We start from the raw sequence: 17134 nt of genomic DNA, 5'->3' as shown, positions 1-17134 counted from the left end.
GGCAGTGTCTGCGGCTGACCCCCATCCCGGCCTTCCCCTTTCTGGGGGGAAGGAGAAGGCAGCCGCGCAGGCGACGCAACTCAATGCATCGTGGCGATCTTGATGTAGGACGGCCCGAGGATCACGATGAACAGGCAAGGCAGGAAGAACAGGATCATCGGCACCGTCAGCTTCGGCGGCAGTGCTGCGGCCTTCTTCTCGGCCTCGTTCATCCGCATGTCGCGGTTTTCCTGCGCCATCACGCGCAGGCTCTGGCCGAGCGGCGTGCCGTAGCGTTCGGATTGCTGCAAGGCCATGCACACCGACTTCACGCCTTCGAGGCCGGTGCGGCGCGCCAGGTTCTCGTAGGCGGTCTTGCGATCCTGCAAATAGGACAGTTCCGCGGTGGTCAGCGCGAACTCCTCCGACAGCGCGACCGACTGCCCGGCGATCTCGTTGGCCACTTTCCGGAACGCGACCTCGACCGACATGCCCGACTCGATGCAGATCAGCAGCAAGTCGAGCGAATCCGGGAAGGCGCGCTTGATCTGGAGCTGGCGCTTGGCGATCGCGTTCTTCAGGAACAGCATCGGCGCCTGCAGGCCGGCATAGGCCGCGCCGACGCAAATGCCGATCTTGAGCGTGAGCGACCAGTTCGCGCCGGCAATGAAGAATGTATAGATGATTGCGCCGATCAGCATCAGGATCGGCGTGACCGCCCGCGCAGCCAGGAAGTAGACATAGGGGGCGTGGCCGCGATAGCCCGCCATCACCAGCTTCTCGATTGCCGCTTCCTGAGCCAGCCATTTGGTGAGGTTCAGGTCATCCACCATCTTGGAGACCGCCTGCTTCGGCGTCTGCCGCAGCGTCACCTTCTCCGACCTGGAGAGGCGTTCGCGCTCGCGCTGCCGCAGGCGCTCGCGCTCGCTGGCGACCGCCTTCATGCGCTTGTTGAGATCGCCGCCGGCCAGCAGCGGCATCACCAGCGTGTAGACCGTCGCGCTTGCCGCGAAGAAGGCAAGCAGCATGGTCATGAACCTGACGTCGTGGAGCTTGGCGACCAGAATATCAATCATGCTGCACCGTCAGAAATCGAAGTTGATCATCTTCTTCATCACCAGCACGCCCATCGACATCCAGATCGCGCAGGCGACCAGCATGAGCTGGCCCATCGAATTCGTCCACAGCAGGGCGATGTAGTCCGGCGTCGTCAGGAACACGAGGATCATCACGATCGGCGGCAGCGAGCCGATGATGGCGGCGGAGGCCTTCGCTTCCATCGACATCGCCTGGATCTTCTCGGCCATCTTCTTGCGGTCGCGTAGCACCCTCGACAAATTGCCGAGCGCTTCCGACAAATTGCCGCCGGATTTTTGCTGGATCGCGATCACGATGCCGAAGAAGTTGGCCTCCGGCAGCGGCATCCGCTCGTAGAGCCGGGAACAGGCTTCGCCGAGCGGCATGCCGATCGCCTGGGTCTCGATGATGGCGAGAAACTCGCTGCGCAGCGGCTCCGGCGCGTCGTTGACGACCGCCTTGAGCGATTCGAACAGCGGCAGGCCGGCCTTGATGCCGCGCACGATGACGTCGACGGCGTCAGGCAGCGCCTTCAGGAACGCCTTTTCCCGCCGCTTCTTCAGGAAGCCGAGCAGCCAGCGCGGTGCGCCGAGGCCCATGGCAAAGCCGATGCCGGCCGCGCCGAGCATGCCGCCACCGGCCAGGAATGCCGCGCCGAACCCGAATAGGCCGAGAGCGCCGGAGATCATCCAGAACTTCTGCTCCGACCACTCCAGTCCGGCCTGCGAGATGCGCAGGCCGAGCGGGACTTTCTTGTCCTTCTGGCGCCGCGCCTCGAGCTCCTTCAACGATCCTTCGACCTGCTCGCGGCGGGAGCGCTGCGTGCGGTCGGCGTTTCGTGTCGTCGTGGGTTCGCTGCGCGCCACCGACGCCCGCCGCGACTCGGCCTTCTTCTCCCCCGAGAGGTAGGGATACAGGAAGACCCAGGCGATGCCGCCCACCGTCGTGGCGGCGAGGAAGGCGAGAGCCAGAGTTTGCATCTGCATCCTGCGTTCCCCTAGACCGGCGCCGGCGCGTCGGAGGCATCCAGCGCCGCCGCAAGCCGCTTCTCTTCGTTGTAGTAGCGCGCACGTTCCCAGAAGCGCGGCCGGCCGATGCCGGTCGAGCGGTGCTTGCCGATGATCTTGCCGTTGGCGTCTTCTCCGACCACGTCGTAGAGGAAGACATCCTGGGTGATGATGGTATCGCCTTCCATGCCCATCACCTCGGTGATGTGCGTGATGCGGCGCGAACCGTCGCGCAGGCGCGCGGCCTGCACGATGATGTCGACCGAGGCGCAGATCATCTCGCGAATGGTGCGAGACGGAAGCGCGAAGCCGCCCATGGTGATCATGGATTCGCAGCGCGACAGTGCTTCGCGCGGATTGTTGGCGTGCAGCGTGCCCATCGAGCCGTCGTGGCCGGTGTTCATGGCCTGCAACAGGTCGAACGCTTCGGGTCCGCGGACTTCGCCGACGATGATGCGCTCCGGGCGCATACGCAGGCAGTTGCGGACCAGTTCGCGCATCGTCACCTGGCCCTCGCCCTCGATGTTCGGCGGCCGGGTCTCAAGCCGCACCACATGCGGCTGCTGCAGCTGAAGCTCGGCGGCGTCTTCGCAGGTGATGATGCGTTCGTCGTGCTCGATATAGTTGGTCAGGCAGTTCAGCAGCGTGGTCTTGCCCGAGCCGGTGCCGCCGGAGATGATCACGTTGCAGCGGACGCGGCCGATGATCTGCAGAATGGTCGCCCCTTCGGGGGTGATCGCGCCGAACTTGACGAGCTGCTCCAGCGTCAGCTTGTCCTTCTTGAATTTGCGGATGGTGAGTGCGGGCCCGTCGATCGCCAGCGGCGGCACGATGGCGTTGACGCGCGAACCGTCGGCGAGGCGGGCGTCGCAGATCGGCGAGGATTCGTCGACGCGCCGGCCGACCTGGCTGACGATGCGTTGGCAGATATTGAGCAGCTGCTGGTTGTCGCGAAAGCGGATGCCGGTGCGCTGGATCTTGCCGGCGACTTCGATGAACACGGTGCCTGCGCCGTTGACCATGATGTCGGCGATGTCGTCGCGCGACAGCAGCGGCTCCAGCGGGCCGTAGCCGAGCACGTCGTTGCAGATGTCGTCGAGCAGCTCCTCCTGCTCGGCGATCGACATCACGATGTTCTTGATCGCGATGATCTCGTTGACGATGTCGCGGATTTCCTCGCGCGCCGATTCGCTGTCCAGCTTGGCGAGCTGGGCAAGGTCGATCGCCTCGATCAGGGCGCCGAAGATCGTCGCTTTGACCTGGTAGTAGTTGTCCGAGCGGCGGGCTTCGACGGCCGGGGCAGGCGGTGGCTTGCTGGGTGCCAGCGGCGGCGACGAGATCGCCGGTGCGACGGGCTCGCGCGACATCGCCGGCGCGCCGGCTGGCTCCGGCGTCTGAAACGCGGGCTTGGGTGCCCGCACGTCCCCATCGTTTCCGCTACGCTTACCAAACACGACGTCTTGACTCCACGCGGACCACTATTTGGACCGCAGCTTTTCGAGCAGGGGCGACAGGAAGGACCCCCTCGGCTTCTTGGTCTCGCCGCGGCCTGTCAGCCGCTGCGCCATCTGAAGAAACATCTCGACCGCGCGGTGATTGGCGGAAATCTCGGCGATCATCTGGCCGTTGTTGGCGGCCGAACCGAAGATCTGCGGATCGAACGGGATGGCGGCGATCGGCTGGCTTTCGATCGCCTTGGCGAACTCGCCGGCCGCGATCTCGGGACGCTTCGGCACGCCGACCTGGTTCAGGCAATACAGCGGTGCGCGGTCGTTGGGCCGCGAGGCCTTCAGCAGGTCGAACATGTTCTTGGCATTGCGCAGATTGGCGAGGTCGGGCGCCGCCACGATCAGGATGTCGTCCGCCGCGATCAACGCGCGCTTGGTCCAGCCGGACCATTGATGCGGCACGTCGAGCACGATGCAGGGCATCGTGGTCCGCAGCGTATCGAAGATCGCGTCGAACGCCTCGGCGCCGAAATCGTAGACCTTGTCCAGCGTCGCCGGCGCCGCCAGCAGGCTCAGATGGTCGGTGCATTTCGACAGCAGGCGGTCGACGAAGGCGGTATCGACGCGGTCCGGCGAGAACACGGCATCGGCAATCCCCTGCGCGGGATCCTGGTTGTAGTTGAGGCCGGCGGTGCCGAAGGCGAGGTCGAGGTCGGCGACCACGGAATCAAGCGCCAGATCGCGGGCAATCGCCCAGGCGACATTGTGGGCGATGGTCGAGGCACCGACACCGCCCTTGGCACCGACGACGGCGACGATGCGGCCGACCGCCTTGGCTTCCGGCGCCGAGAACAGGTTGCAGACCGCGCGCACCACGTCGATCGCATGGGCCGGCGCAATCACGTAATCGCTGACACCGCGGCGCACCAGCTCGCGATACAGGGTGACGTCGTTGACGCGGCCGATCACGACCACGCGGGTGCCGGCATCGCACACCGTTGCGAGCTGATCGAGGCCGGCCAGGATGTCGCCGCGGCCCTCGGTCTCGAGAATGATGACGTTGGGCGTCGGCGCCGAGCGATAGGCCTCGATGGCGGCCGCCATGCCGCCCATCTGGATCTTGAGGTGAGCCTTGGCCAGCCGGCGATCCTCGCCCGCCGACTGCACGGCGGCAGCGGTCTCGACCGTTTCGCAGAACGCCTGGACCGAGACCCGTGGCGCCGGAGCAATATGGTCGTCCACGGCCTGCGGCGGGGCGTCCGTCTGCTCTTCGGAGTTTTGCTGCGCGTAGGTGATCATTTTCCTGTGTCGCTTAGCTTGGCCCTGTCGGACTCGGGATAGGTCGTGGCGGTGGTGGTGCCCTTGCGATACTTGTCGAAGGCGATGTTGCGACGCGACGTATAGGCAGGGGTCTCCGCGCGCGGCTGCACGAGGTCGGTCGGGTCTTCGACCATGGCTGCAAGGTTGCGCTGATTGGCGCAGCCGAAATTGTAGTACTGCTTATTCTCGATGTAGGACCCGTTGTGGATCGACGGGCCGAGATCTTCCGGCCAGAGGCCGCACGGCCCGGCGACCGCTTTCATCTTTGGATAGTTCACGCGGATCGCGGGCATCTGGCGCGGATCCTCGGGATGGTATTTGCGAACCAGGATCCCGCGCGGCGGCACGCCGGCGGCGGTGAACGTGGCCTGGATCTCGCGCAGCGATTCCTGGGCGGTCCGTGCGTTCGGCGTGTCGACGGGAACGTCGATGGTGACGGCGCCGGTCCCCTCGCGCATCCAGTCCTGCGCCATCCCCATCACCTCGGCGCGCTGCTCGGCAGTCAGGCCGCCGCGGCTGCGGCCGACGAAGACCACGATCGAGCGATCAGCCTCGGTGACCGCGATCGGGTGACGCTGGCGATAGTCGGCCGGCGCGTTCACCATCGCGAAACTGTTGTCGGCGGCGTGCTGGCAGGCGCCCAGCGTCATCGCGAGGCTGACGAGCGCTCCGGCGAGAGCGATACCGCGCTGGTAACCGGCGGATGTCCTGGATGTGGTCTGTGTCATCGTCCGCCTCAGTCCGTAATGAAGCCGTAAGTGCCGCGGTAATTCCGCGCCGGCTCGGTGCGGCCGGGCACGCCGTAGACGCGATTGATGCTGCCGAGCAGGTCGGCCTGCGGATCGGACGCGTTGGCGAAGCCGTCATCCGGACGCGACAGGTCCTTCTGCGCCACCGCGCGAACGACATAGGGCGTCACCAGCACCATCATCTCGGTCTGGTTGTTGACGAAGTCACGGCTGCGGAACAGCGTTCCGAGCACCGGCAGCGACGCCAGCCCGGGAAGGCCATTGATCGCCTGCTTGGTCTGGTCCTGGATCAGGCCGGCCATCGCCATCGAGCCGCCCGAGGGAATTTCCAGCGTGGTCTCGGCGCGCCGGGTCTTGATCGAGGGGATCGTCGTTCCGCCCGCGCCGCCGGTCAGCGAGTTCTCGGTCGAGACTTCCGACACTTCCGTCATCACGCGCAGGCTGATCCGTCCCTCGGTCAGCACCACGGGCGTGAAGTTGAGCGAAATGCCGAATTTCTTGAAGCTGACGGTCTGAACGCAATTCCCGATCGCGCCTCCCGTCGTCGTCTGACAGGTCACGCCGGTCGGAATTGGAAATTCGCCGCCCGAGATGAAGGTCGCCGATTCGCCGGAGATCGCAGTCAGGTTCGGCTCGGCGAGCGTCCGCACCACGCCTGCGCTTTCCATGGCGCGCAGCGTCGCCGACACCGATGGAGCCGCACCGAATGATGTGGTGAGGTTGTTACCGGGCACCAGCGCTGCGTTGTTCGCCGTGAACGGGTTGTTGTTGGTGAATTTCACCACGGTGGTGCCGTAGTTGAGGTTCGCGGTGAGGTCGATGCCGAGCTGCTTGATCAGGCTGCGTGAGACTTCGGCGACCGTCACCTTCAGCATCACCTGGTCGCGGCCACGAACCGTGATCGAGTTCACGACCTTGTCGGCGCTGCCGACCAGCCGCGTGGCGATCTCGCCGGCCTGCTGCGCTTCGATCGGGCTCGCCGCGCTTCCGGTCAGCATGACGCCCTCGCCGACGCCCTCGATCTGGATATCGGCATTCGGCAGTGCAGCGCGCAGGGCCGCGCGCACGCCGTTGAGGTCGCGCTTGACCGCGATGTCATAGGCCGCGATCTGCTGGCCGGCGGCGTCGAAGAACACGATGTTGGTCTGGCCGACGGTCGCGCCGATGATGTAGGCGCGCTGCGCCGAGCGGACCACGGCATTGGCGATCTTGGGATCGGCGACCAGCACATCCTTGATGTCCCTCGGCAGATCGATCACCACCGATTTGCCGACGCCGAGTGAGAGGAAGCGGGCGTTCATCTGGCCATCGGCCGCGGCGGGAGCGGCGCGATAGTCGCCTGCTACCACCGGCGTCAGTGCCGGGTTGAGCGTGAGCGCCGCGACGGCCGAGAACGACAATGCGCGGACCATGAAGGCCCGCATCGTCCGTTGAGTTGCCCCGCCCTTCATCACCTGTGTCCTCATGGTCACTTCTGCATCGTTGCCTGGTTGGCAACGCCAAAGCGGATGACGTTGATCGTCTCACCGCGTCTTTGGTGGTTGTCTTCGGTCCTGACGTCGGTCCCGTTGTTGTCGGCGATGCTGCGCAGCGCCAGCGACAGGACGCCGCTCTGGCGCGCGCGCGCCAGCGTCTCGGTCTGGTCAGGCTTCAGCTCCAGCGTCACCGTCTTGCCGATCAGTGCGTTGGTGCCGTCCTTCTCCTTCGGCGCCTGGTCGATCGCAAGGACGCGGATATTGGTCAGGATGACCTCGGAATTGACGATGTCGGCGCCGTTGCGGTCGGGATTCTTGTCCCGCTTCGACAACAGGACGTCGACCCGGTCGTTCGGCAGGATGAAGCCGCCAGCCCCGGTCTCGGGAGAGATTTCAGTCGATACCGCCCGCATGCCGGTCGGCAGGATCGCGGCCATGAAGCCGCTTCCGTCGGCCTTGACGAGCTTCTGCTCGCGGATCGGCTCGCCCTGGATGAACGGGGCGCGCGCGATCGAGCCGGTGACGTCCTTGATGGCGTCGGCGTGGCTGTCCTTGCGCATGAAGCTGGCGCTGGCGGTCGCCGCCGGCCAGGTCTGCCACTGCAGATCTTCGGCCTTCACCGCCTGGCCGAGGCCGATGTCGGAGCGCGCGACCAGGATGTCGACCGTCGGCAGCTGCGCAACTGGCGGAGGAGCCGCCGGCTTGTCGTCGCTTCCGCTCGCCAAATAAAGCGCCGCAAGGCCGGCGCAGCCTGCAATTGCCAGGACCAGAATGCGGGCCTTATCCATTACGCTTCACTTTCCACATGACGCCGCGACGCTGCCGCCGCCGTGATGGGAGTTGACCAGCTATTCGTCAAAGCATGGTTAATGAGGCGTATCTAAATCGCCTTAACGGGCGGTTACCGCTGCTTTCTCAGCGCATGGCGAAGTGCGCGAGATCGATCGTCTTGATCCAGTCCGTCTCGGGATAGATCAGGAGGGCGCCGAGGGCGAGTGCGATGCCGTAGGGAATGCCGGTCTGCTTGTCGTGCAGGCGGCTGAGCCAGGCCTGGGACGCGAGCGGGTAGGGCAGTGGCCATTGCCGCAGCTGCAGCAAGAGCACGGTCAGCGCACCGCCGAACAGCGAGGCAAAGACCAGATAGGGCAGCAGGTGCTCGAACCCGAACCACAGGCTGGCCGCGGCCGCGACCTTGGCGTCTCCGCCGCCGACCCAGCCCATCGCGAACATGCCGAACGCCACCACGAGAACCAGCGCGCCTGCGCCGGCATGGGTGAGGATGTCGTGGACGCCCATCCCGGTCAGCGGCGCCAGGACAAAGAAGCCAGCCACCAGCGCCAGCGAAATCCGGTTCGGGATCGTCATGGTCAGGAGATCGCTCGCCGCCGCAAAGGCCATCAGGGCCGGAAACAGCATCAAGCGTGCGATGTCGAGGATCATGAATTCATGCCGTCAAGCTGGAGCTGCGGTCGAGACCCGACGCTAGCGGCCAATGGTGAACAATCGGAAAAGGATTGCCGGCACCTTCTACGCAGGCAGCCGATCGGCCCCCGACAAATAGCAAAGGTCCCGGGATTGCCGGGACCTTTGATGCGAATTCGTCGAAGCCGGCTTACTTCAGCGAGCCCGAGATCGAGTTGAAGGTACCCGAGAGCTTCGTGCCGACGCCGTTGACTGCAGCGATGATCGCGATGGCGATACCGGTGGCGATCAGGCCGTACTCGATGGCGGTCGCGCCCGATTCGTCCTTCACGAAGCGCGAAACGAGGTTCTTCATAAAATCACTCCTGTGTACACGTGGCTGGTCGAACTAGATTTGGTCTCGCCGGCGTTCTCAGCACCGTGACCATTGCGGCACCCTAGTGTTGGACGATTTCGGTGCAGTTAATTTGATCGCATAAACTCTGCGGGAACCCGCTGTTGTTGCGCACAGTAAATTTGGCATTAAGCGGTCCGCTCAAATTGCAGATTGTTGCTGCGATCCGGCGCCCGGCGCCGATTCACGGCTCCTTAAGCGCGCATCTATACTCATGGGGCTTCCGTAGTATGAGGCTGCCATGTCCACCCTTCCGATCGAAGTCATCGAGATGCTCGGCCAGACGATGATGAGGGTGGTGCCGATCACGATCGGCCTCGCGCTGTTCTTCACGGTGCTGACCCGCTTCTGGGCCTGCAATCCCGGCAAGCCGTGGTGGCAGAAGCGCGAGCTGGTCACGGACATCTGCTACTGGTTCTTCGTGCCGGTATTCGCCCGCGTGCTGCGCATCGGGCTGCTGGTGGTGGGCGCGGCCGCGGTATTCGACGTGCACGGTGCCGACGATCTGATCTCGTTCTATGAGAACGGACACGGCCCGCTGGCGCAGCTGCCGCTCTGGCTGCAATCGATCATCTTCCTGGTCGCGTCAGACTTCATGCTGTACTGGCTGCACCGGATGTTTCACGGCGGCGGCTTCTGGAAGTACCACGCCATTCATCATTCCTCCGAAGATCTCGAATGGATCTCGGCGGCGCGTTTCCATCCCATCAATCTGCTGATCGGCACGATCTCGGTCGACGTGATCCTGTTGATGGCCGGCATCTCGCCGAACATCATGCTGTGGGTCGGTCCCTTCACCACATTCCACTCCGCCTTCGTGCACGCCAACCTGAACTGGGCGCTCGGCCCGTTCAAATATGTGATCGCCACGCCGGTGTTTCATCGCTGGCATCACACCGCGCTCGAGGAGGGTGGCGACACCAATTTCGCGGGCACGTTTCCGCTCTGGGACATTCTGTTCGGGACATTCCGCATGCCCGAAGGCAAGCTTCCGGATGATTACGGCGTCGACGCCGAGCAGGGCGTGCCGGCCGAGATCGGCGGACAGCTGGCCTATCCGTTCCGTCATTGACCGGACTGTGCGCGCATGAGTGCTGAGACCGCAATCATCCCACAGGCGCGGGCCTCGGTGTTCGCCGAAGTCCCGGCCTGGTTCTGGATGGCGTGCGGCGTCTATGCGCTGCTGCTGGTCGTCGGCGACAGGCTGCTCGCCGATTCCGACACCTACTGGCAGATTGCCGTCGGTCGGTGGATCCTCGACCACCGCGCATTGCCGTCGGTCGATATCTATTCCTTCACCAAGGCGGGTGAGCCTTGGGTGTCGTCGTCCTGGCTGGCGCAGGTTCTGTTCGCGAAGGCCTACGACCTTGCCGGGTGGACCGGGCCCGCGGCGCTGGCCGCGGCTTGCGGCGCCGCCACCTTCGCACTGCTCACCGGCATCCTCGGCCGCGCGCTGCCGGCGATCCATGCGAGCCTGATCGCGTTGGCGGCACTGGTGCTGACATGCGGGCATCTGCTGGCCCGTCCGCATGTGCTTGCGCTGCCGATCATGATGGTCTGGGCGAACGGCCTGATGGTCGCCAGCGAACGTCGCGCGGCCCCCTCGTTCTGGCTGTTGCCGCTGATCGCGCTCTGGGCCAATCTGCATGGCGGCTTTCTGTTCGGCCTGGTGCTGGCCGGCGCCTTCGCGCTCGATGCGCTGTGGAACGCCGCGCCGGCGCAAAGATTGCCGCTGGCGCTGCGCTGGGCCGCGTTCGGCCTCGGCGCGCTGGCCGCGTGCTGCGTGACGCCCTAGGCGGTGTGGACTCTAGGGATTCCCTTTTGAGGCCAAATCAGATTCAAGGCTTCTTTTGGGAGGCGGCCTTGGGTGTGATGGATCGTTTGGTGTTGAGCGACGCGGCTTGGGAGCGCATGGCGCCGCTCATCATTGGCCGGCCCGACCAGAAAGGTTCGACCGGACGCGACAACCGGATGTTCGTGGAAGGGGTGCTCTGGATCGTTCGCACGGGCTCTCCCTGGCGTGATCTTCCGGAGGCGTTTGGGGATTGGAACAGCGTGTTCCGGCGCTTCAGTCGATGGAGCACCAAGGGTGTCTGGTTGCGGATCTTCGAGGCGATGTCCGATGATCCGGACTTCGAATATTTGATCGTCGATTCCACCATCGTCCGGGCGCATCAGCACGCCGCCGGGGCAAAAAAAGGGGGTCTGAAGATCAAGCGATCGGGCGCTCGCGCGGCGGCTTGAGCACCAAGATACATATGGCCGTTCGAGGTTTGGGATGTCCCGTGCGGTTCACCCTCACCGCAGGCCAGAAGGGCGATGCCCCGCAAGCCGCCACGTTGATCGAGGGATTGCCCGCCGAGGTCGTCATGGCCGATGCAGCCTATGACGCCGATCATTTGCGCCAGGCCATCGCAGCCAAAGGCGCGATCGCCGTCATCCCCAACAACCCCTCGCGAGCCCTCAAACATCCGCTCGACAAGCATCTCTATGTCCAGCGCCACCTCGTGGAATGCTGCTTCAGCAAGCTCAAGCAGTTCCGTCGCGTCGCAACCCGCTTCGAAAAGACCGCCCGAAATTACCGAGCCATCGTCACGCTCGCTGCAATCGTCCTATGGATGCGATAAGTGTCAACACCACCTATGGCTGGGGAACGATCCTCGCCTCGCTGAGGATTCTCAGCCTCGGTGAACTGCTGCATCTCATCGCGGAGTGGATGCCGGCGAGTTTCAGCCACCTCGATGCGTTCGAGCTGACCATTCTCGGCCTGATCGGCGCCGTGCTCTATTGCGGGGTGAAGCTGCCGCTGCCGCGGATCGCCCTGGCGCTGGGCCTGCTGCACATGGCGCTATCCCACGTCAGGAATCTCGAGCTCTTCGCCCTACTGTTGCCGCTGGCCGCGCTGACGCCGGTGGCAACCCAGTTCGGCCTGCATGCCGCAAGCGTGGTCCGGCTGAGGGCCATGCCGGCCGCGATGCTCATCGCCGCGCTCTGCGCCTCGACCTGGTTCATTGCGGTGCGTCGGGACATGTCGCCGCCGACGATCCATTCGCCCGCTGCCGCCGTCGACGCGCTGAAGGCGCACAACGTGCAGCGCGTGCTCAATGATCTGCAGTTCGGCGGCTATCTGATCTGGCGGCAGGTGCCGGTGTTCGTCGACGGCCGTGCCGAGCTTTACGGCGAGAAATTCGAGATCGCCTATTACCGTGCGCTCCAGCTCAAGGACGTCGACGGCTTCCTCGATCTGCTCAAGACCTACAGAATCGATGCGGTGATGCTCGATCCGGCAACGCCCGCCTCCAAGTTTCTCGATCACATCGATGGATGGCAGCGCCTCTACGCCGACGATCGCGTGGTGGTGCATGTGCGTGCCGCCGGCTAGGCGGCGGTCCCCCGCGGGGGCGTTTTCCGCGGGATCACCGGGCCGTTGGCCGATCCGTTCCGGAAGTTGTGACATCGGCGCAATTCAGCGGTCGATTTTTGCTCTTCTTAAATGAATTGCCGTCAGATTTGCCTGCGTCGGGCGCCGGTCCGCTGCGTATCGCTTTTGCCGGCTTGTTAACGTCCCGGGGTAAGGTATGTCGTTTCAGTCCCAGCGTATTCGCGCCGTCGCGCGCATTGGATTCATCTCGCTGGCCGCAGCCGTTCTGTGGCCCGCATTCGCAACGGCGGCGCCGGATCCGGACCGGATCGCGGTCAATGTCGATCAGGCCAAGCTCGTCAAACTGCCCGGCGGCATCTCCACCATCGTGGTCGGCAACCCGCTGATCGCCGACGTCACCCTGCAGAATGGCGGCGTTGTCGTCGTGACCGGCAAGGGCTACGGCGCGACCAACTTCATCGCACTCGACCGCACCGGCCAGGTGCTGGTGGATCGTCAGATCCAGGTCGAAGGTCCGACCGACCAGTTGGTCACGGTCTATCGCGGCGTCGATCGCGAGACCTACAGCTGCATGCCGGTCTGCCAGCGCCGCATCACCCTCGGCGACGGCGAGACCTACTTCAAGTCGACCATGGACCAGGCCGGCTCGCTCAACAGCCAGGCCTCCGGCTCGGGCGCGGCCGCGAAGCCGCAGAACTAGCCCGTGTCCGCGCCAGCGCTTCACGCGCCGGGGCAGCCGCCTGCCGCAGGCGGTCCATCCGACATGGTTAAGAAAAGCCTAACGGATCGGGTCGCTCTGTCTCGATCCGGCGAAATACTTCGACAATGAGTCCTGGGGTAGTTGTTGCCGCCATGTTGATCCGGGGTCGTTGATGCCGCTGCCCGCTCATTCTTTCGCGCGCCTCCTCCATCGCTTTCGCCGAAACCGCCGTGGCGCGACCGCGGTCGAATTCGCGATGATCGCGCCGCTGTTTTTCGGACTGCTGTTTGCGATCATCGAAGTGGCGATGATCTTCTTCGCGAGCCAGGTGCTGGAGACGGTGACGCAGGATTCCGCGCGCATGATCATGACCGGTCAGGCGCAGGGCGCAAGCTACACCCAGCAGCAGTTCAAGAACTATGTCTGTGGCCAGGTCAGCGCGCTGTTCGATTGCGTCAATGGCATATCGGTCGACGTGCGTAGCTATCCCGCTGCGACGGGCTTCAGCAGCGTCAACATCGCGCCTCCAATCGATTCCAACAACGCATTCATTCCGACCATGAAATGGTGCCCCGGCAAGGACGGCGACGTCGTGGTAGTCCGGCTGTTCTATCAGTGGCCGCTGTTTGTCACCAAGCTTGGCTTCAACGTCGCCAACCTCGCCAACGGCAAGCGGCTGCTGACCGCGACCGCGACATTCAAGAACGAGCCATCCGGGACCGCCGGGGCGACATGCTCATGAGCAACGTCATGAAAACCCGGGCAACGGCCTTGCTGCGCTCCGTCGTGGCTCTTTGCATTGATCGCCGAGGCCTTGCCGCCGTCGAGTTCGCTTTCGTCCTGCCGCTGATGCTGGTGCTGTTCTTCGGCACCGTCGAGTTTTCATCCGGTGTCGCGGTCGACCGCAAGGTCACCTTGATGGCGCGCGCCGCGTCGGACCTGACCTCGCAGTCGACGCAGGTGGTGGATGCCGACCTGCAGAACTTCTTCAGTGCCAGCGTCGGCGTCATGACGCCGTACGATCCGACGCCGACCAAGGTCACCTTGTCGGAAATCTACGTCGATGCCTCGAAGGTCGCGCGGATCCAGTGGAGCAAGGCGGGGGTGATGGCCACGGGCGCCACGCAGGCCACATTGACGGCCTCGAGCCGCAGTCAGGGTGATGTCGTGACCAGCGTCGTTCCGGCGGCGCTGCTGGTTGCGGGCACCTATCTGATCTTCAGCGAAGTCAGCTATAAATACGTTCCGACGGTCGGCTATGTGATGGCCAAGAGCGGCATCAATCTCACCGATGTCGCCTTCACAAGGCCGCGGCAGTCGGTTTGCGTGTTCTACGCCCCGACGTCCGCCACGATGCCGACGACCTGCTCGACCTATTAGAGCTTCCGAACGACGCGGAACGCCGATTGGCAATCCAGACAAAAAGGGCCGCACCCGAAGGTGCGGCCCTTGATGCTTTAGCGACAATTTCCTGGAGCTTCGCGCTCCCGGGAAATCGGCTTATCCGGCGGCGCGCAGATTGTCGGCCGAGGATTTGCCGGAACGGCGGTCAGCCACGATCTCGTAGGAGATCTTCTGGCCTTCACGCAGAGTGCCAAGGCCGGCGCGCTCGACTGCACTGATGTGCACGAACACGTCGTTCCCGCCTTCATCCGGCTGGATGAAGCCGTAGCCCTTGGTCGCGTTAAACCACTTCACGGTTCCCATGCTCACGTGGGTAGTCCCTTCTCAGATATACAAGTTCAAGACCCGCTGATCGGCGGGGTGGTGAGATCGAATTTTTGGAAGGGTCGTCAGCGTCTGAACCGGCTGTACCGGTATTGGCTAATGTCGTCCGGCCGAAAATCGATGGGTAGGATATTATTCGATAGAAGGCTTCAAAACAATCCTGAAAACAATCCTGACGTGCGCGATTTTTTGGCCGGCGCAGCCGCCGGCCAATTGTGCGCAGGACATCAGGACGTCATGCCCGCAGCGGTTGCAATACCCCGCTTATCGGCGGCGGAACTGGCCGCCGCGCTGGGCTCCGCCCCGCGGCGGGCCACCGGGCGCGCCGCTCGGACGTTCGTCCTTATGCCGGAAGATCAGGCGCCCCTTTTCCAGATCGTAGGGCGACATTTCGATCGTAACACGGTCGCCGGCCAGCGTCTTGATGCGGTTTTTCTTCATCTTGCCGGCGGTGTAGGCGACGATCTCGTGCCCGGCATCGAGTTGCACCCGGTAACGAGCGTCGGGGAGGATTTCGGTCACCAGTCCTTCGAACTGGATCAGCTCTTCCTTAGCCATATGTTTCTCCAGATCGAGCGACGGCTAGTGCTTCGGTCGGTTGTTGCGGTTGGATTGCGGATTCGGCCGGCTCTCGCGATGCAAGAAGGCGACGCCCTGAATGCCTTCGCTGTTGCCGGCCTGCGACGGACGCGGCGACTCGCCCCGGCTCGTCTGCGGCGCGCCATTATTACCACCTCGACGGCGGCGGCGGCGAGGGCCTTTTGCGCCCGGAGCGGCCTCATTCCCACGGACATTATGTGCACGGGGCGCGGAGCGGCCGCCCCGGTGCGGGTGGGTGGCCTGCGCCGGCGCGGCGGCCTCGCGGCCGCCCTGTGTGCGGCGGTCTTCCCGCGGCACGGTAATCCGGATCAGCCGCTCGATATCGCGCAGATAGCCCATCTCCTCGGCACCGGCGATCAGCGAGATCGCGACGCCGTCGGCGCCGGCGCGCGCCGTGCGGCCGATGCGGTGGACGTAGGTCTCCGGGATGTTGGGCAGGTCGAAATTCACGACGTGGCTGACGCCGTCGACGTCGATGCCGCGGGCGGCGATATCGGTCGCCACCAGCGTGCGGATCTCGCCGGAACGGAACGCCGCCAGCGTGCGCTCGCGGTGGTTCTGCGACTTGTTGCCGTGGATCGCATTGGCCTCGATGCCGGCCTTGGCAAGGCTTTTCACCACCTTGTCGGCACCGTGCTTGGTCCGGGTGAAGACCAGGGCGCGGTTGACCGGTTCCTGCTTCAGCAGCTGGGCGAGGACCATCGGCTTGGCCGCGAAATCGACCTGGATCGCGCGCTGGGCGATGCGATCCACCGTCGAGGCCACCGGCGTCACGGCCACGCGGGCCGGGTCGCGCAGCATCGCCTCGGCGAGCTCGGCGATGTCCTTGGGCATGGTGGCCGAGAAGAACAGCGTCTGGCGCCGGATCGGCAGCTTGGCGACGATTTTCCGGATGTCGTTGATGAAGCCCATGTCGAGCATGCGGTCGGCTTCATCGAGCACCAGGAACTCGACCTGGTTGAGCTTCAGACCGTTGCTCTGCACGAGATCGAGCAGGCGGCCGGGGGTGGCGACCATCACCTCGACGCCCTGCATCACGGCACGGACCTGGCGGCCCATCGGCACGCCGCCGATGGCGAGCGCCGAGGACAGCCGGATGTGGCGGCCATAGGTGTTGAAGCTGTCGAGGATCTGTCCGGACAGCTCGCGGGTCGGCGAGAGTACCAGCACGCGGCAGCTCTTGGGCTGCGGGCGCACGCGGTTCTCGAGCAGCCGGTGCAGGATCGGCAGCGCGAAGGAGGCGGTCTTGCCGGTACCGGTCTGGGCGATGCCGACGACGTCGCGGCCGGCAAGGGCTAGCGGGATGGTCTGGGCCTGGATGGGGGTCGGCGTGAGATAATTCTCTTCTCGGAGCGCGCGGGCGATGGGATCGGCGAGGCCGAAATCCTGAAAGGAGGTCAAAAGGTGGTTCTTTCCATAAAAGCCATCGTCGTTCCGGCCCATATCGGCCGGAAGCGTGTGAAGGCATTCGGGGACACCCGCGTGTCTGGGGCGTCAAGCTGGGTTAGCTGGAAGGCGAGCCAGAAGCCGCTTGGGGCAGCTTGAACACGCAGCTCGCGAAGGCACCGCGACTCTCGCGGGCATGGCGAGGATATGGACCAGGAACTGGGCGGTTTCAAGATGAGATCGCCGTCTTTGGTGCCCGGAGTTCGCTGAACCATCGCGCAAACTGTCACAAATCGATGCCGGAAATTTAGCCAAGACGGCAATTTTGCCTAAAAGATAGACTGATTGCTCTTTCGGCAGTCAAGTTGCCGGCTCAATGATTGGGCAGTCGGCTTCCGTATTTGCCCGGAACCGATGAAATTATCCAGCCGGTTCATCGGCTTACCGGGGCTACGTACCGTGGCACA

The 17134-nt window shown here is 64.3% G+C and carries 18 protein-coding genes and 1 pseudogene; 7 read left to right on the top strand and 12 right to left on the bottom strand.

The genetic code is table 11. The features are described from left to right. Positions 1–80: 80 nt before the first annotated feature. The 9 genes from QA639_RS38630 to QA639_RS38590 form a co-directional block, all read right to left on the bottom strand. Entirely contained in the window at positions 81–1055 is a 975-nt protein-coding gene (locus QA639_RS38630; RefSeq protein WP_028334670.1) for a type II secretion system F family protein, read from the bottom strand. A gap of 9 nt (positions 1056–1064) precedes the next feature. Continuing rightward, a complete protein-coding gene (locus QA639_RS38625) occupies positions 1065–2042 on the bottom strand; it encodes a type II secretion system F family protein (RefSeq protein ID WP_050387196.1) in 978 nt (325 codons plus the stop codon). An 11-nt stretch (positions 2043–2053) separates the two neighbouring features. Next, positions 2054–3517, bottom strand: a complete 1464-nt coding sequence (locus tag QA639_RS38620) for a TadA family conjugal transfer-associated ATPase (protein ID WP_028334672.1) — start codon at positions 3515–3517, stop codon at positions 2054–2056. A 24-nt stretch (positions 3518–3541) separates the two neighbouring features. Continuing rightward, complete coding sequence (locus QA639_RS38615) at positions 3542–4810, bottom strand: CpaE/TadZ family protein (RefSeq protein ID WP_018269598.1); 1269 nt, start codon at positions 4808–4810, stop codon at positions 3542–3544. Further along, positions 4807–5559 (bottom strand): CpaD family pilus assembly protein, encoded by a 753-nt coding sequence (locus QA639_RS38610; protein ID WP_028334673.1) that lies wholly within the window; start codon positions 5557–5559, stop codon positions 4807–4809. Before QA639_RS38610 ends, QA639_RS38615 begins: the two co-directional genes overlap by 4 nt. An 8-nt stretch (positions 5560–5567) precedes the next feature. Continuing rightward, positions 5568–7046 (bottom strand): type II and III secretion system protein family protein, encoded by a 1479-nt coding sequence (locus QA639_RS38605; RefSeq protein WP_152977888.1) that lies wholly within the window; start codon positions 7044–7046, stop codon positions 5568–5570. Positions 7047–7048: 2 nt separating this feature from the next. Then, a complete protein-coding gene (gene cpaB, locus QA639_RS38600; protein WP_225161339.1) occupies positions 7049–7843 on the bottom strand; it encodes a Flp pilus assembly protein CpaB in 795 nt (264 codons plus the stop codon). A 127-nt stretch (positions 7844–7970) separates the two neighbouring features. Then, positions 7971–8495, bottom strand: coding sequence for an A24 family peptidase (locus QA639_RS38595; protein ID WP_283088710.1), 525 nt, complete (start codon positions 8493–8495; stop codon positions 7971–7973). Between the two features lie 172 nt (positions 8496–8667). Then, positions 8668–8832, bottom strand: coding sequence for a Flp family type IVb pilin (locus QA639_RS38590; RefSeq protein ID WP_016842642.1), 165 nt, complete (start codon positions 8830–8832; stop codon positions 8668–8670). Between the two features lie 280 nt (positions 8833–9112). On the opposite strand from QA639_RS38590, the gene QA639_RS38585 reads away from it, so the two are divergent. From QA639_RS38585 to QA639_RS38550, 7 genes and pseudogenes are all read left to right on the top strand, one after another. Beyond that, on the top strand, positions 9113–9943 hold the full coding sequence (locus QA639_RS38585) for a sterol desaturase family protein (RefSeq protein ID WP_283088709.1): 831 nt from the start codon (positions 9113–9115) through the stop codon (positions 9941–9943). Positions 9944–9958: 15 nt separating this feature from the next. Beyond that, positions 9959–10666, top strand: a complete 708-nt coding sequence (locus tag QA639_RS38580) for a hypothetical protein (protein WP_283088708.1) — start codon at positions 9959–9961, stop codon at positions 10664–10666. Positions 10667–10734: 68 nt separating this feature from the next. Then, positions 10735–11498: pseudogene (locus QA639_RS42115) on the top strand (IS5 family transposase). Beyond that, positions 11486–12253 (top strand): hypothetical protein, encoded by a 768-nt coding sequence (locus tag QA639_RS38565; protein ID WP_283088707.1) that lies wholly within the window; start codon positions 11486–11488, stop codon positions 12251–12253. The pseudogene QA639_RS42115 and the gene QA639_RS38565 overlap by 13 nt, the downstream one beginning before the upstream one ends. A 196-nt stretch (positions 12254–12449) precedes the next feature. Next, a complete protein-coding gene (locus QA639_RS38560; protein ID WP_028334679.1) occupies positions 12450–12953 on the top strand; it encodes a pilus assembly protein N-terminal domain-containing protein in 504 nt (167 codons plus the stop codon). Positions 12954–13125: 172 nt separating this feature from the next. Then, positions 13126–13695: a TadE/TadG family type IV pilus assembly protein gene (locus tag QA639_RS38555; protein WP_050387200.1), complete on the top strand. Its 570-nt coding sequence runs from the start codon at positions 13126–13128 to the stop codon at positions 13693–13695. An 8-nt stretch (positions 13696–13703) separates the two neighbouring features. Further along, positions 13704–14333 (top strand): TadE/TadG family type IV pilus assembly protein, encoded by a 630-nt coding sequence (locus tag QA639_RS38550; RefSeq protein WP_283088706.1) that lies wholly within the window; start codon positions 13704–13706, stop codon positions 14331–14333. 120 nt (positions 14334–14453) lie between these two features. Here QA639_RS38550 and QA639_RS38545 read toward each other — a convergent pair whose 3' ends face one another. The 3 genes from QA639_RS38545 to QA639_RS38535 all read right to left on the bottom strand — a co-directional run bounded on the left by QA639_RS38545 (position 14454) and on the right by QA639_RS38535 (position 16682). After that, a complete protein-coding gene (locus QA639_RS38545; RefSeq protein ID WP_016842648.1) occupies positions 14454–14666 on the bottom strand; it encodes a cold-shock protein in 213 nt (70 codons plus the stop codon). Positions 14667–14945: 279 nt separating this feature from the next. Further along, a complete protein-coding gene (gene infA / locus QA639_RS38540; RefSeq protein WP_016842649.1) occupies positions 14946–15239 on the bottom strand; it encodes a translation initiation factor IF-1 in 294 nt (97 codons plus the stop codon). A 24-nt stretch (positions 15240–15263) separates the two neighbouring features. Next, a complete protein-coding gene (locus QA639_RS38535; protein WP_283088705.1) occupies positions 15264–16682 on the bottom strand; it encodes a DEAD/DEAH box helicase in 1419 nt (472 codons plus the stop codon). Between the last annotated feature and the right edge of the window lie 452 nt (positions 16683–17134).

The sequence above is a fragment of the Bradyrhizobium pachyrhizi genome, from assembly GCF_029714545.1.
GTDB lineage: Bacteria > Pseudomonadota > Alphaproteobacteria > Rhizobiales > Xanthobacteraceae > Bradyrhizobium > Bradyrhizobium pachyrhizi.
Note: the sequence above shows the minus strand (reverse complement) of the source record. Positions and strands in the feature narration are given on the sequence as shown.